Here is a 16,195-nt window from a genome sequence, read left to right on the forward strand (position 1 = left end):
AGCTATTTTACCATGCAGCCATCACTAATTCAATTGTTCTGCAGTTAACTATCAAACACTTTTTTCCTTCGAAACATCATCTCCGGTATAACCAGGCAGATCCCCGCCAATCCGGCAACCAGTACAATCCCCCATCCCACCGGATATCTGAACACATAATAGGAAAGCCTCTGCTCCATATAAATACAAATCAGCTTCAAGATCCCGCTTCCCACCGTCAACATCAGAACTGCCACAATCAGGCAATAATACAGCCCCTCCGCCGCCAGCATCCTTCGCTCCTGCCGCCGGGTCATGCCTACACTTTCCATAACCTCCAGTTCTCTTTTCCTGGACAATATTCCTGTGATCATAACATTAAAATAGTTCGTCAACCCTGCAAATAATAACACTGCGCTGATGCTTCCAAGAATCAGCCGGTTCCCTCTGATATAATTGGCCGCCTCTGCCAGCAGGTCCGATTTGCTGATGCAGAAGATTCCTGCCTCCCCGTTCTCCTCGTCTGCTCCTGTTCCTGTCATCTTTTCCCGCCTCCGGTTCTCCCGGGATATCATATTTTGAATCGCTGTCTTTATTTTTGGCTCCTTTTTTTCATCCACATTCAATTCCATATAAAGCGTTTTTTTCTCCGTAGGCAGCTTCTCAAAGCCCTCCCTGCTGATCAGATAATAAACCATTCCCTCTGCCCCATGCCACGTCTGCCGTATATCAGGAAATCCTTCTGCACGGTTATCCAGGTAGCCGCTTAAAGTAAACATATCCGACTGTTTTCCTCCAAGCGCCTCTTCCTCTATTACGCTGTCTCTCTCCTTTGGACTCAGCTGATTCCAAATCATCCAATCTTTCTTAGACCGCATTGTCGTAAAATACAGCGGTTCTCCCACGCTATCCTTTGCCAGCCTCTCCTGTTTCGGTGAAAGCTGATGATCATGGAGAATCATCACGCCGGTGCCATTTTCCAGGCTGTCCATATCCACCGGCAGTTGATTGTCCTCCACATACTGCCGCAGAGCGGCAATCTCCCCGTCACTCAGAATCTGGACGACATCTTCAAGCCCGCCTTCAATCATGGCATAGTTTTCACCATATCCGACGCCTTCTATTACCTGAGCGTTTTCATTAAATGAATCTCTTTTATCCAGTAAGGGCATCACTCCTTTTCTGGAAATAGTGGAAGTCATATAAGCCCCTTCCATGATGTATGACTTCTCTTGATCCACCCCGTCAAGGCTTAATAAGGCTTCTCTGACTGCTGAGGAAATGGGGGAAAACTCATCATAGGAATTGCCATATAATAAGTATAGGATATCCCCTTCTGTCAGCATCGGATCTTCACCCACATCTCTCGATTTATACTCCCTGCCGTATCCCTGTTCCTTCCCCCACTCACTGAATTCACCGGCAATCAGAAAGTCCGGACGCTGCTCGATCACATGCACATAATCACTGCCCCTAGTAATAACAACAGCCCCCAGAAAGGTTTCTATCCCAAGAAACAGAGAAAACACCGTCAGTAAAAATCTTCCCCGATGTCTGGTCAGATTCTGCCATGCCATGTACCACAGTTCCCCGGCAGCGCTTCTTTTTCGCCTCTTATGTTTTATTCGTACCCGCTTCGTTTCTGTCTTTCTCCATTTTGCCTTCTTTTGCCGGTTTCTTATCAGACCGGTATAATTCATACTCTCCACACAGGATACATTTACGATGTGGTGAATGACTCCTGCCGCTGCGCTTATGGTGAGCATCACTGTAAATACGATGGAAGCCGCCAGAAGCCCCGGCCGGAAGATCTGCAGTTCTCTCGCGCCTCCATATCCGCTTAAGTACTGGTTCCCCAGTATCTCCGGTATCACTGCCAGCAAAACAAAGGCTGACAGAAGTGTCCCTGCCAGCACCCCTGGAATTAAGATTCTCAGAATCTGCCCCAAATAAATTCTTTGCATCTGTTTTTTCGTTGTCCCGATTGTATTTAAAAGCCCCATCTGGCGGATGTCTCCTGCCATAGAGATCTGCATCACATTTTGGACCAGGAAAAACATACCGCCCAGGATAAGCAGTGCGCCAAATGCGGCCATGCCATACCCTCCTGCCAGCCGGCTGACTGCATCGCGGGCATAAGTATTGGCAGCGGTAATCTTCGCTTCAGACGCCTTTTGGGAGACATCCTGATATAAACGCTCTTCCGTCTCCTGCCAGTCCATATGATCAGACTGGCAGATCAAAATATCTGCTTCTTCCCAGATATGATACCCCCAGTCCTCCACTTTCTGCTCTGCTATATATCCCGCTGCCGAATTGGACGTCTCCCCCACATAGTCTGTATACCAGCCGCTGAGACGGAATTCTTCCTGTTCCGTGCGGATCAGTCCGATACTTACCGTAAGACCGATCCGCATCCCCATCTCCGGATGATCAATACCCAGACTTTTCAGCGACCTGGCAGAAAGCATAATCTCCTGCTTTTCCTTTGGATAGTGTCCGTGAATATCCGTATAAGCCGGTTTCCTAATCTCCTCCCACGCCGCATCATCCAGCGCCTGAATCCTGCAGATATACTGATTACCGTCAGCCGCCTCTCCCAGAGTTACACACCTTCCTGCCCGTTTCACATAACGGAGGGAACAAACCTTCTCATACTGAGACTGGTCTGCATTCTCGATGCAGACTGATGCTGCGGTTCCTGCCGCCCTTACCGCCTTCGTATATTCTGCCTGAACCTTCCCGAATGAGATTCCAAATACCATGGTCAGCGTAACAATACACAAAATAACCGTTCCCAGGAGAATCCGGTTTCTGCCCTTATTGAATTTGCCAATCTCTCTTGAAAGCATTTTAACCACCTGTTTGTTTTGATTCGGGGTAAATCCTTTTCCTGCCATAACTTACCCCTCCTGCCCACTGATTGTGCCGCTGTTTTGTATATATTCCTCCCACTCTGTCCGGCTGCAAGCTTTGCCGTCATCCATCGCACACTCTGTCCTGCCGCAGATTCTGCCATCCTCCATCCGGATGACACGGTCTGCCATCTGCGCCACTTCTTCCTGATGGGTTACCACGATTACTGTCTGATGGTATTTTTCCGCACAGGATTTTAAAAGCCCCACCACCTCAGTACTTGTAACGGAATCCAAATTACCGGTAGGTTCATCGGCCAGCAGGATAGCCGGTTTGGTCAGAAGCGCCCGGGCGATTGCCACTCTCTGCTGCTGTCCGCCGGACAGGGTCTGGGGCAGCCGCTCTAATTTCTCATGGATTCCAAGAAGTTTTGTTACCTCTTCCAGCAATTCGTAATCAATCTCTGCTCCATCCAGCCGTAACGGGAGCACAATATTTTCATAAACACTGAGTACCGGAACCAGATTATACTGCTGAAAGACAAATCCAATATTCCTTCTGCGAAATACCGTCCGTTCCTCAATCTCCATATCCTTCAGGCTGTTTCCGCGGATCCAGACTCCGCCCTCCGTGGGGATATCCAGGCCTCCAAGCATATTCAGGAGGGTTGTCTTTCCGCTTCCCGAGGTTCCGACAATTGCCACAAATTCACCGTCTCTTACCGAAAGAGTCACTCCGTCCAGTGCGTGGACCTCATAAGTATCTGTGATATAGTATTTTTTCAGACCGGCGGCCTTCACAATTTCCATAAATTCTTTTCTCCTGCTCTGTATTTGGCAGCGTACATATCATAGCCTCAGAAGCCTGAATCCGTTTTCTGCCATATACTAGTATATGGTGTAAATCTAACAAACTTCTAACAACGCGGTTGGAAAACAAAGTTCAAGCATCAGCCCCGGGTGCATTCTCTTAGCCACCAGGAATCCGCCATGTCTGTTCACGATCTCCCTCGACAGATACAGGCCGATCCCGAATCCTTCCTGGGTGGTGACATCCTTTCCACGGTAAAATCTTTGAAAAATCTGATTCTCCTCCCCTGCCCCGATACCGATTCCATAATCTCTTACCCGGATCTTCAGGTACATTTCATTTTGTGACATGGATACTTCCACCCTGCCTCCGGCTTCACTGTACTTCACGGCATTTTCCAGAATATTAAAGACTGCCTCTCCCAGCCAGTTAGGATCATGCAGGAAAGCTGCATTTTCCAAGAAAGAGATGTCAAACTGAACCCCCTTTGTTTCTGCCTGTGGTTGGATCTGTCCCAGAGAATTTCGGAGCGTTTTCAGTATATCCTTGTCTTCTTTCTTTATCTGGATGATATGCTGCTCCAGCCTGGACATTTTGATGAAACTTTCTACAAGAAAATGTAATTTTTGCTGGCTGTTCTCAATCGCAGCCGCATATTGCAGAGACTGCCTTATATCAGAAGAACGGTTGGCGGAATCAGGATTATTACCGGCTGCTCCTGTTGAATTCTCCTCAAGATTTTCTTGCAGGAACCCAAGATATGTCTCCATGTTCATCAAAGGAGTCCGCATCTGATGCGCAATTTCTGCGATCAGTTTCTGTATCTCATCGCGGCTCCTTCCCGCTGCATCTTTTCTCCCCTGCATCAGTTCCTGGACCCGCACCAGCTGATGTTCAATCCTTGCGTACAAAGTCTCTTCCCCCGAAGCAGAGGCTTTTATTTCCCGTTCATTCAGAATCTCATCGGTCAGCCCTATCATCTTCTTCAGTTCCTGTTTCCTCTGTTTTCTCTGCAGGCAATACATACCGATGCCGCCAAGCAATCCCCCTGCCAGAACGGATATGGTCATGATAAAATACATACTATCTGCCTCCGATCCGATACCCCAGCCCAAATACATTATGAATATACTCCGGCAGTTTTGCATCCGGTTCTATCTTTTTTCTGAGCCGGTTAATTGTGACACTGACCGTATTATCCACCACAAACTGGCCATCCAGACCCCAGATCTGCTCCAGGATATTTTCTTTCGTCAGCACTTGCCCCTGATTCCTCATCAGATACTCCAACAGCTGATACTCCTTCGCGGTCAGGGCGATCTCCTGTCCCTTTAAGAAGACTTGTTTTCTGTCGGGATACAGCGCTATATCCCGGCAGGAAAGCATCTGCTCTTCGCTGCTGCGTTTGAATACCGCGTTGATTCTTTTCAAAAGCACTTTCATAGAAAATGGTTTCACCACATAATCATCCGCACCCATGTCAAACGCGGCCAGCATGTCCTGCTCTTCATCCCTCGCCGTCAAAAAAATGGCGGGAATGTCCCGTTTTTTTCGGAGCTCCTGATACAGTGTGATTCCATCCCCGTCCGGGAGTCCGATATCCACTAAGAGCAGGCCCTCCGTCTTCCCCAGCAGAGAGAGGGCCTCCTTCTTTGTATGTACACATATGGTATGATAGCCTGCATTTTGCAGGGCAATATCTAAAGCTTGATTCAATAAAAGATCGTCTTCTATAATTCCAATTGTCATTGCGCTTCTCCTAATGGTTCCTTTTCTTAAAAGTTCAGGCGTGGCTGAACTGTTCCTCTTTTTCATTTATTCTACCACGAATGGCAATAAAATGCGGAGCAGTTTCCTGCTCCGTGCTTATTTTATTTATAGTGCCCATATCGCCGTACCGCCTCATGCATCGCAGACAGATTGTCCGGCGGTGTCCCCGGCGACAGGTTGTTTGCCTCCTTGATGATAAACTTCCGTGTGAAGGGCTTGACAGCTTCCAAAATAGTTTTCGCCGCATTGGCGACTTCCTCCGCCGTGCCGGCACGCAGTGTCTCGACATGGACACCGCCTTTAACCGTGATGTCAGGTCCCAGCTCGCGAACTACCCTGCCATGGTCAATGGGGAAGCCCGTATCGAATATGCCGGCGTTCAGTTCCCGCACCAGTGTGGGGAAGAACCGGGAAGCATCCCCGCAGAGATGGATCCAGCCCGGCTCCTCCCCTGTACACAGTTCACGCATCATCTTTTTGTGGAATGGCAGTATCAGCTCTGTATAGGTTTCCAGGGACAGCAATGCAATGCTGTCGTCGGCAAACCCGAAGGATTTTGATTTTTCCGGCTGGCCATAGCAGCGGCGCAGGGCCTTATTCCTCGCAATAACCGCCTCCGTAATATAATCCAGCAGCTCCATCATATAATCCTGATCCACATAGAGATCCATGCAGGCCTGCGTAGCGCCGATCAGGCTGCACGCGATAGTAAAGGGGCCATCTGTTCCCAACCCCGCCATCCCCGGGCTGCCCAGGGGCTTTCCTTTGTACGTATATCCTTCCTGCCGCTTATTTTTAAAGAACTCATAGTGGGACAAAAGTGTACTTACAATTCCGCCGAGAGGATCCGTCAGGGGGCGCGTATTTTTTAAAAGTTCATATTTCGTCGTTTCATCCGCGCATACTTTTGTGCCCGGTTCATTGCACCCATGGAATGCAATCTCACAGCCCAGGCAGGCTCCTTCCAGAACATTTTGAAAATCCGGGTACGGTGTTATCTCCTGCAGATTCTCAAAGCCCATGATGCGGTCGCTTATGAGTGATTCCGCACAGTATTCCTGGAACTGGCATTGAATTTCCAGCATGATCTGCGGATCCTTTAAGTATTCCTCAAACGTAATCCGGCGCGGGTTCAGCATTGGATCCGAGATGATCATCCGTGGATTCATCGCAAGCTCCATCATAACACGCTCACATTTGCCTTCTTCCGCCTGCTGCAAAAGCCTGCGGACTTCCTCATTATGCTTTTCATAATTCATGTTAACACGCTCCTTCTCTACTCTGTATACTAACAGTTTATACAGGAATCCACAGCGCGTCTTCCAAGATATGATCATCCTTTGATTCTGTACATTTTTTCGGCCGGAATCACATTTCAGGCGGGCCCCAGGCTGTTACAGGCCAGAGCCTTAGACAGTCTGTTACTGTTCACAGCCTGCGGGCGTGCACAGTAACGACGGTCTTCCATTTGGCGGCCAAATTGACATTTTTTTTATCCCATGATACAGTAAAACGGTATCCTAAAGGCATAGAAAACAGGATGGCCTTTGGGTAAAGCTGATCGGAATATCTGCTGCCGCAGGCTTTGCCGGGTAAATAAAGCATTTTATACGTTTTCCAGAATCTATCAGGAGGTGCCCCAGATGAACTCCCAGAATGTTCGAATAACCACAGATTTTTCCGGGTTGGATATCCCCAACCTTCACCTGATGTCCCGCGTCGAATACCGGGGATCTGACAATGCTCCTCTGAAGCCGCACCTGCATAAAGATTGTTTTGAACTGTGCTACCACTTCGAAGGCCGGCAGCACTATGAACTGGGGGGCCGCCTGTATGATGTGCACAGCGGCGATATCTTTATTGCCATGCCGAACGAACTGCACAGTACCGGCTTGTGGACAGAAGAAAAATCAAAATTTTACTATCTCATCTTTTCCTGTATGCCTGACACCAGAAATTTCCTTGGTCTGGACGACGCTGCATCCGATTGTATCCGCGACACGCTTTATTCAATCCAGACACGTTTATTCCGGGGAATTCCCATTTTGAAGAAGCTGATGGATGAACTCTTATCCATCAGTACAAATCCTTCCCCATTTTGCCGTGCACGGACGGTCAGTCTCCTGACTGAGCTTTTTTATCACCTGTCCAGGTTATTGCAGGCAGAGAATACCGGAACCGATACGATCCCGGAGGATATCCGGACTATAATCGACTATATGGGTGCACATCTTGACGAAAGCTGCCGTTCGGAATCCCTGGCCGGTCTGATTCACCTCTCTCCGCCCCAGTTTCAGCGGAAATTCCGGAGAAGTACCGGGTTTTCACCTTATGACTATTTACAGCGCCTGAGAATTGATAAAGCCCAGGAACTGCTTACCGGTTCTGAAATGTCAGTCACCGATATTTCGCACTCCCTCGGCTTTTCTTCCAGCCAGCACTTTGCCGGTGTATTCAAACAATATACCGGCCAGACTCCATCTGCGTTTCGTCGGAAATTAAGATAGCTGATCCCCCCTGATAATTCACTGTTTCCAGGCCGATATGTACTAGTACAGCAGTGCGTTCATCTTTCAGTAATAAGCGCCTGATATCTGCGTCAGAGTTGTGCCTGCTTTCACGACACCGCTTTGCGGCTGCATACCTTATCGCTGCGTATACAGCTCCCAAAGGGTTTTTATGATATGCGCTGTGCATATAAGTCATAATTAATCTGCCATTCACCGTCATCCTTCACTCTTATATCCTGCCAGTGAAAATTATGATCCTCGATTTTGACAAAGACCCATTTTCTCTTTTCATCCTCAATGTTCGTAAGGACTATCAAACCGTCTTCTTTTCTCGCCTCAAGCCGCATAATTTTTCCTGTATAACAATAGGCAATATCCCAGGCACACGTACCGGGATTATAGACGCGGAGCGTCGTTCCGTATTCATAATCGGGCAGGATAATAACATCCTGAATCGCCATACCATCAAGAACCCATGAAAAATGCCATTCCCCCTTAATTGAGCGGGAATTACTATTATCTATATAGTCGATTTTCCAACTGCCGATCAGCTTCCCGAAAAAATTAAATTCTTCAGGCAGCGCCGCATTTTTACATTCGCTTGTCAAAGTTTTGAGAAAGTTTTGCATTCGTTAATTCCTCCGTTAATCTTAATAATGTCTGCTACAAATTCCGCTTAAGTTCATCCACAACGGTATTCTCCACTTTCATGCTTTCCTGACACTCACTGCATTCGCTGTCATGGATAGAAATAATACCGCCGCATTTTGGACACGTATATTTCCGTTTCTGCATTTCCATAAACCTTTCCACCCCGTGTTGACGAACAACTTCACTATTCTCCATAAGGCTCGCCTGATACCTTTTGTTGTAGCTTTTTTCAAGGTTTTTGATCAGCTTGCAGGGATAATCGGAACATGCAAAGCAATAAGACAGCCCTTTCGCCTTGGCACAATCTTTTATCTTACATTTACGGCAGTGTTCAGGCTTCCCCATATCGCTGTTTAAACATCCGGCGCAAGGCTTTTTATGATAACAATGCTTATAACAAACCATACAGTTCATACCACAGGGAGCAAACATACCCGTATTCATGTTTTCTGTTGGCATTTTCATCGCACACCCCCGCTTATCTCTATTTTTTCTAGTTTCAATTCTATCACATTTCCGATGGTTTGGAAACCGTGCATATTAGTTTGCAGACCTTCGTTTTTCGGATGGATGGAGGCTGCACTGCCCTGCCAAACGAATCCATCCACTCCCCCCATTTAGAGCCTCTCCGAAGAACGCTTCTTTCCGACTGGATGAACCCATCACCGTGAAGGGACAGCAGGGAAACTCCGGAAGGGTATATGCCCAGCGGAAGTGCTAGAGTACATCTTAGAAATTCTTAGTAGAAAAAGGCAGAAAATTGGAGAGAAAACGTGCTACCGAAGCGCGTTTTCTGCTGACCCAGCGCGAGAAATCATCAGATTTCTTGCTCTGTGTCAGCTGTACTCCAATTTTCTGCCTTTTTCTACTTAGAATTTCTTAATGTACGGGTTGCACTTCCGCTGGGCATATACCCTTCCGGAGTTTCCCGGCTGTCCCTTCACGGTGCGTCCCTATCCCCCGAAAGTCTTTCTTCGCCTACTATTTCTCCGGCACCGGCATATAAGTTATCCGGCTCTGCTTCAGCCCCATCCTCACATTCAGCTCCAGCATCATGACTGCAGACTGCGCAGCCTCCAGCACGCATATCTCATAGCCTGCAGCGTGCAGCCTGGCCTGTACGGTTTCCGTGACATCAACCATGGCTGTACAGCCAAGAACAATCACCTCTGCCCCATCCTCCCGGATCGCCATTAAACTTTCTGCATAAAGCGCATTACAGAGCTTTTCATGACTAGAGAGATCAAGTACCGGTATATCTATACTGCGGACACACGCGATGCGCCCATCCAGATGCGCCTTTGCGATATTGCCTTTAATCAGAGGAAGTACGTTTGGAAGCACCGTAACGATCCCGATCCGGTCGGCCAGCCCCATGGCAAGGTGCATTACCGGCTCGAAGCCGCCTACCACCGGAATATTTACGCGTTCCCTCGCGGCACGCACACCCGGATCTCCAAAACAGTTGATAAACACGCCTTCATATCCGGCCTTTTCTGCTTCGATACAGTGTTCGATGATATCCGGCGCGCACATCGCCTCATCATGTTCGCATTCAATACTCGGCGTCCCTTTTGTAATCTGAACCACATCTATCTGTGTATCCGTGCTTAAATACTGGTTGATATAACGTTCCATTTCCGGTGTGATCACTCCCGCACCTGTAACCGGTATGATATCCAAAAGTTTCATCTGCTTTCTCCTCCTCTTTTCCTGGCTTTATCATGCCTGCTGATTTTAATTAGAATAAGATAATTGAGAATTTAGCCTGTCATTTTGGGCTAAGCCTGCAGTTCTCCTGCCGCCTTAATTTTCACCCGGTTTGTATTGCCCGGATAGTACGCAAGCGGCACGTCCTCCACCTCAATAATTTCGACGGTACTGCGGATTGCGCCTGCGCCGACAGCTATCTCTACCGCCTCGGCCTTTGCCTGCTCCAGCGCCTGTTCTCTCGGGATCTCATCATAGTTGATCAGCTTTTCAAAGGTGCCGCTGACTTTGGAAATCGCAGAACCAATTGCATTAGCACACCCGAAATGCTCCGGCTTTGTTACGCTTGCAGCGCCCTCTAAACGATCTGGCAGGATAATAGATCCGCCGCCCACAAGGATGACATCCATATCCGCATTGGAGATCTTCATTGAATCAATGGAGTCCTCCACAAGTCCGCGAATGACAGCCATTGCCTTTTCTGCCGTTTCCCGGCTGATACACTCCGTTTTCGTTATGTCTCCCAGTTCCACCATCCCTAAACGCACTGCAATATCCGTGGCCGTCATCACATCACCGCCGAATATAAGTGCCTTTTTCGTGATTTCAAACCCTACACTGTCCGGTCCCACTGTGATGGTTCCGTCCTGGTGTTCCCGCACGATCGAGCCTCCGCCCAGTCCGATTGAAATCACATCCGGCATACGGAAATTAGTCCGGACGCCGCCGATGGTAACCGCCACACTGGACTCCCGTGGGAATCCGTTCTGGATCACGCCGAGATCCGTTGTGGTACCGCCCACATCCACCACAATTGCATTTTGAATATGACTCAGGTAACCGGCTCCGCGAATGGAATTAGTTGGGCCGCAGGCAACCGTCAGAATCGGGTAGCGGCGGGCATATTCCATTGTCATCAGCGTTCCGTCATTCTGAGAAAGATAAACGTCGGCATGTTCAATTCCTTCTTCCGCAAGGCTGTTTGCAAAGCCTTCCGTAAACCGCTCGGCCACGCGGTAGAGGGCCGCATTGAGGATGGTTGCATTCTCACGCTCTATCAGCCCCATGGAACCAATTTCGCTGGAAATAGATACATGCACATCATCGCCCATCACCTCACGGCAAAGCTTTGCCGCCGCCAGTTCATGCTCATTGCGGACTGTGGAGAAGACGGATGAGATTGCAATAGACTTGATTCCCTGCTCCTTCATATCCACAAAAAACTGACGCGCTGCCTCCTCGTCAAACACAGCCAGTTCCTTTCCGTCGTACTCAAATCCCCCGCCTATAATCGCGCTTCCGACTGCAATCTTCTGAATGTCTTCCGCCCAGTCCACCATCGGGGGGATACCCAGCGTAGCTGGCGCACCGATACGCAGAATACCGATCGGCGCCAGTGATTTTCTCTCCACAATCGCATTCGTGCACTGCGTGGTGCCAAGCATTGCCTGTCCGATCTGGCTTCTGTCAATCCCGGATACCTCGAGGACCCTGCGCAGCGCTCCCATAATTCCTTCATAGATGTCTTCCGAAGTCGGATATTTAATTTCTGCAGCCACCTGCAGGTTTTCATCAATCAGTACGGCGTCCGTGTTGGTTCCGCCGACATCAATACCAAGCTTATACATTACTTTCTCCCTCCCCTGCATCGCTCCTCCAGCGGTATATAATCGGTATCACATCCAAAGTAACGTGGCCCTACCAGCTCCAGCCCCTCCGGTGTACGCCACATTTCAAAGCATTTCAGCCCAACTACCAAGACTCGTTTCCCGTATTTCAGGGCATCCGTCGTAACAGGGGCAAAGGTTTCCGTATCCACCAGGCAGATCAGATCCGGCGTGGTAGCAAGGATCTCCCCGTCAACCTCTGCCGTAAGATTCTCATTCTGGAACTCCACGCTGGCGCTTCTGCCGCGGTCTTCCCCGATTCCCTCCAACATCACCCTGCCGAAGTTAAAGGCGCCGCGTGTCTCACGCAGGACATCTGCGATCTTCCCCTTGAACAGCCGGAAGCCTCCGGAAAATTCCAGGAAATGCTCCTCCGGCGTTTTTCCGGTGCATTCCTTTACGGTACGGATCGCTTCCCCCAGCTGCTGGCTGCGGGTAACAATATTTCTCACCGCATATTGTTTCATCTGTGCGCCTGTCATCGGATACAGAGAGACGGATACGGAACCGCCGCAGCTCATTGTCACTGCCCGTGCAAGTTCCTCCGTCCATTTATTTGTAATGGTTTCAAAAATAACACTATTGCCTTTTTCGTCTGTCAGCGCCATCGGAGAAGCGCTGATGCCGCCAATTGTAAATGTCACCATCTGCAGCTCCGGAAAGGCTCTTCCCATGCCATCCGCATCCACCAGCGGAAGGCCGAGGCGGGCACACGCCGCGATCGGAAGCATACTGTTGACCCCTCCTGCCTCAATCGGCATGAATGCATAAATTTTCTTTCCAAAAAACCGGCTAACCATATCATGCAGCGTCTGATATTCCTTGCCGCCGATCCCCTTTTCCCCCAAAACAGTGGGTGCCCCCATCATGGCGATTGGAATTACCAGCGCATCATCCGGCACTTCCTCCGGCTCCAGCAGCGTAACAGGCCCGCACTCCTTAACGGCGCCGACAGCCACCAGCTTTCCCACATAGGGATCGCCGCCCCCGCCGGCTCCAAGCAGAGCCGCCCCAAGGGCAATGTCTTCAATTTCATTTATTCCTATCGTTCTCACAATCAACTTCTCCTTTCATTTTCCTTTGTTCTATACTGATGTGGCAGACTGTTCTGCCGCAGTACGTCCCGAGAGTTTCATAAACAGTACATACAGTACCATTGACACTACGATCCCATTAATCGGACCAATGAAAAACGGTATGTTCCAGGACGCAAGCGGCGGAAAATATGTAAAGGTTCCACCGGTAAGGCAGGCCGCAAATGCTCCTATGAGAAAGGCAAGCATGCCTTGTACACACACGCCGTCCCGGATCCGGAAGTTCTCTTTCTTTCCCTTTCCTACAATCCAGTAATCTGCGATCATAACCCCCACAAAAGCCGGTACCAGGGCGCACAAGAGTGTTAAAAATGCCTGAAACTTGTCCATGATTCCCACGGCTGCCAGAATCGTTCCTACGAATCCTGCAATTCCTGTGCAGATACGGCTGCGCTTTTCGTCAAGCCCAAGCAATATCGAGAGGGAAAGTCCGCCGGAATACGCATTTGTTACATTTGTCGTCCATGTCGCCAGAATCAGCGCCACGAGTCCAATCGCCGGAACGCCTGCTGCGGTCAGCACAACGCTGATATCATACTGCCCCGTTATAATCGAAAGTGCCGCGCCAATCAGTAGAATCAAAAGCCCTGCCGGCAGTACGCCGAGAACTGAGGATTTGATAACATCCTTCCTGTTTTTTGCGAAACGGCAGTAATCCCCGGCAATAGAGCCTCACACTGCAAAGGAACCAACCGTAAGGCTAACGCCGCTTAAAATACTTATGGACGCCGTGGGCTCATAGACTGCGATTGCATGAATCCCATCGTTTCTGACGATTGCAACAATGACTCCATACAGCAGAACCACAATCAAAAGCGGCACTGCAATATAGTTCAGCCATTTCAGGCCCTTAAATCCAAAACACGCCGTTGAAACCATAATAATTCCCCATACCACAGAACACAGCCAAACCGGAAGTTCAGCCCCCGTCATAGATCCGATCATGGAGGAAAAAGATGCGCCGCAGACCGCTGCCTGAATCCCGAACCAGCCGATGCAGGCAATCGCAAGAATCGCACTGATTACATACTTTCCGCCGGTCTCTCCCAATGCACCGCCGGCCATTACCGCAGTGGGAAGTCCTGTATCGCACCCCTGCATCCCCATAAAGCTCATATAAAGGCAGACAATGCCATAGCCGATTAAGATTGTAATAATACATGTTCCAATGGACATTCCTTCTCCCAGCATACCGCCGACCATCAGGCACGCCACACAAATCATTGCACCGATCCAGACAAGCGCAATAGACTTCCAGCTCTGCCGCTGGCTTTCTGCAATCTCAAACCCTGATTTTTTCTCACTCATAATCTCACTCCTCCTGATAGAAAATACAGCCAACAAGGGGGCAAACCTGCATTGGCTGTTTCATGCAGTATATCACTACAGTGCGATAAAGTTAATTGTCACAGGGGCAAAAAAATCCCCTGCGTCCTTTGTCCAAAAGGACAAGGGACTCAGGAGATAAGAAAAAAGCCTCTCTTTTGTAACAGTTCAGGCCTTTGTGAACTGCTACTGATTTATAATCAGCGGTTTAAACGGTATACTGCCGCCGCCTGATAAAGCTTCATGCATTCCGGCATTTTGTTCGGGCGGTACCCCAGCAGATCTGCGATCCGCTGCAGCCTGTATTTGACCGTATTTTTATGAAGGTACAATATCTGTGCCGTTGTTGTTACACTGGAATTTCCGTCAAGCAGGTATACTGCCAGAGTTTTTCTCAAATCTGCTTCCTCTCCCCCTGCATACAGCGGTGCGAGAAGCTCCATACAACTCTCCACTGCCGCCTCTCCCTGCTCCATCAGGCTGCGGCAATCCCTGGCAAATTCCAGTTCTCCGTAGCAGAAAAGCTGCTTTTCCGGAAAGATTACCTTCACGTCCTGCAGGTATTCCTGATGGCAGAGAAAAGCCTCACGTACTGCACCGGTATTCTGCAGATTACTGCAGCGCGCCAGTGTAGCCCCCGGTTCTTCAGAGCATACCGTCTCCAGGATATCCCTCAGCTGCTGTTCCGCAGCCTGGCAGGAAACCGGTGTATTCAAAAACAACACCATTTCTTCCCCGTATATATCTGTCACCACCGGCCCCCGGCACTCCGCAAGAATCTTTTGCACCTCCGGCAGCTTGCTGGTAAGCAGCCTGGAGAATTCTTGGCTTTCACCGTGCAGAATCCACATCTCATGAATGGATGCCACATCAATGTGGAAGAGCTCGGCAAGACGCCTCATTTTAATCGGCTCATCCTGAAGGATCGCACGTACCAACTCATGAACCGCAACATCACCATGTCGGGAGCTCCAGATATTAATGCTGATTCTGACAATATCCATTACCTGCTCCAGCAGCTTCGGTGAAATCGGTACCCCCTCTTTAACCAGAAGCAGCTCCATCTTACGGCCCGCATCCGAATCAAGCCGGTAACGATACATCCTTGCTCCCGGAAGAAAACGGCACTCCGACTCCTCCTGTTCCCGCGGAAATTCCTCCAGGCTGCCCACTCCTGCCTTGATTACCTCTTCAATGCTTCGCGGCCATGCAATCAGATTCAAAATCTCGTGTCTGGAATTCGTCAGAATTACCGAAGCTGAAATCCGGTCGCTGAGCATTTTCAGGACCGTGTTGATGGAGCGGTGGTGCTCCGGAAGCTTGGAAACCCGCCCTAAAATCTCCGAAACAATCGACTCATTGTCCATGCGGTCACGATAAATACACTCCATAACATCATTCAGCACTTCACTGTAACGCAGCATTCGCTGCCCTTCCGGCATAGTGATCAGCACAAAATCCAGCTCGTCTGCCACGTCAATCAGCCTCTGATCCACCTTTTGAAGATAGACCCCAACGTAAAACAGGATCAGCCCTACCTCACCGCCAGCTGCCAGCCGGCGCATATTGGCACACTGACATTCCACATCATTCAGGGCATTTAAAAAACCCGTAATCACAATTTCACTTCCAAAAAACTCATCTTTCGGAAACAGACAGTCGATCAGCACAGACGGGTCTGTAGACTCCAGCACGGAGATCGAGGATACAATCTTTGAAAGCCCCCTCGCACCACCGAGAACCTGCGCGCCGCGCATGGACGGAAGTGTCAGTAAATCTGCTATTGTTACGCTCATAGTTATCCCACCTATAATGACTTATT

Annotated in this window: 12 protein-coding genes and 1 pseudogene; 1 reads left to right on the forward strand and 12 read right to left on the reverse strand. The window is 49.3% G+C overall.

Going from position 1 to position 16,195, the window contains the following annotated elements; genetic code table 11:
- Window positions 1–44: 44 nt before the first annotated feature.
- The 5 genes from GKG43_RS00980 to GKG43_RS01000 all read right to left on the reverse strand — a co-directional run bounded on the left by GKG43_RS00980 (window position 45) and on the right by GKG43_RS01000 (window position 6,674).
- Window positions 45–2,879 carry an ABC transporter permease gene (locus GKG43_RS00980; protein WP_243125798.1) on the reverse strand — a complete coding sequence of 945 codons (2,835 nt, stop codon included), beginning with the start codon at window positions 2,877–2,879 and terminating at the stop codon, window positions 45–47.
- A gap of 3 nt (window positions 2,880–2,882) precedes the next feature.
- A complete protein-coding gene (locus GKG43_RS00985; protein ID WP_243125799.1) occupies window positions 2,883–3,644 on the reverse strand; it encodes an ABC transporter ATP-binding protein in 762 nt (253 codons plus the stop codon).
- A 96-nt stretch (window positions 3,645–3,740) separates the two neighbouring features.
- Entirely contained in the window at window positions 3,741–4,727 is a 987-nt protein-coding gene (locus GKG43_RS00990) for a HAMP domain-containing sensor histidine kinase (protein WP_243125800.1), read from the reverse strand.
- Window position 4,728: 1 nt separating this feature from the next.
- On the reverse strand, window positions 4,729–5,394 hold the full coding sequence (locus GKG43_RS00995) for a response regulator transcription factor (RefSeq protein WP_055152935.1): 666 nt from the start codon (window positions 5,392–5,394) through the stop codon (window positions 4,729–4,731).
- A gap of 122 nt (window positions 5,395–5,516) precedes the next feature.
- Window positions 5,517–6,674 carry a uroporphyrinogen decarboxylase family protein gene (locus tag GKG43_RS01000; RefSeq protein WP_173020061.1) on the reverse strand — a complete coding sequence of 386 codons (1,158 nt, stop codon included), beginning with the start codon at window positions 6,672–6,674 and terminating at the stop codon, window positions 5,517–5,519.
- Window positions 6,675–7,058: 384 nt separating this feature from the next.
- Between GKG43_RS01000 and GKG43_RS01005 the strand changes: the two genes are divergently transcribed.
- Complete coding sequence (locus GKG43_RS01005) at window positions 7,059–7,922, forward strand: AraC family transcriptional regulator (protein ID WP_050640508.1); 864 nt, start codon at window positions 7,059–7,061, stop codon at window positions 7,920–7,922.
- Window positions 7,923–8,092: 170 nt separating this feature from the next.
- Here GKG43_RS01005 and GKG43_RS01010 read toward each other — a convergent pair whose 3' ends face one another.
- The 7 genes and pseudogenes from GKG43_RS01010 to GKG43_RS01040 all read right to left on the reverse strand — a co-directional run bounded on the left by GKG43_RS01010 (window position 8,093) and on the right by GKG43_RS01040 (window position 16,169).
- Window positions 8,093–8,554, reverse strand: coding sequence for a hypothetical protein (locus tag GKG43_RS01010; protein WP_050640509.1), 462 nt, complete (start codon window positions 8,552–8,554; stop codon window positions 8,093–8,095).
- A gap of 34 nt (window positions 8,555–8,588) precedes the next feature.
- Complete coding sequence (locus tag GKG43_RS01015; RefSeq protein WP_050640510.1) at window positions 8,589–9,041, reverse strand: DUF3795 domain-containing protein; 453 nt, start codon at window positions 9,039–9,041, stop codon at window positions 8,589–8,591.
- A 516-nt stretch (window positions 9,042–9,557) separates the two neighbouring features.
- Complete coding sequence (locus tag GKG43_RS01020; protein WP_129878369.1) at window positions 9,558–10,268, reverse strand: aspartate/glutamate racemase family protein; 711 nt, start codon at window positions 10,266–10,268, stop codon at window positions 9,558–9,560.
- Window positions 10,269–10,357: 89 nt separating this feature from the next.
- Window positions 10,358–11,914 (reverse strand): hydantoinase/oxoprolinase family protein, encoded by a 1,557-nt coding sequence (locus GKG43_RS01025; protein WP_055152941.1) that lies wholly within the window; start codon window positions 11,912–11,914, stop codon window positions 10,358–10,360.
- The gene (locus GKG43_RS01030) at window positions 11,914–13,008 is read right to left on the reverse strand and encodes a DUF917 domain-containing protein (RefSeq protein ID WP_050640513.1); all 1,095 of its coding nucleotides are present in this window, start codon (window positions 13,006–13,008) and stop codon (window positions 11,914–11,916) included. Before GKG43_RS01030 ends, GKG43_RS01025 begins: the two co-directional genes overlap by 1 nt.
- 30 nt (window positions 13,009–13,038) lie before the next feature.
- A pseudogene (locus tag GKG43_RS23195) lies at window positions 13,039–14,355 on the reverse strand (cytosine permease).
- 218 nt (window positions 14,356–14,573) lie between these two features.
- Window positions 14,574–16,169, reverse strand: a complete 1,596-nt coding sequence (locus GKG43_RS01040; protein WP_129878371.1) for a PucR family transcriptional regulator — start codon at window positions 16,167–16,169, stop codon at window positions 14,574–14,576.
- Window positions 16,170–16,195: the final 26 nt, after the last annotated feature.

Source organism: Eubacterium sp. BIOML-A2 (assembly GCF_009680135.1).
Classification (GTDB): Bacteria; Bacillota; Clostridia; order Lachnospirales; family Lachnospiraceae; genus Faecalicatena; species Faecalicatena contortus_B.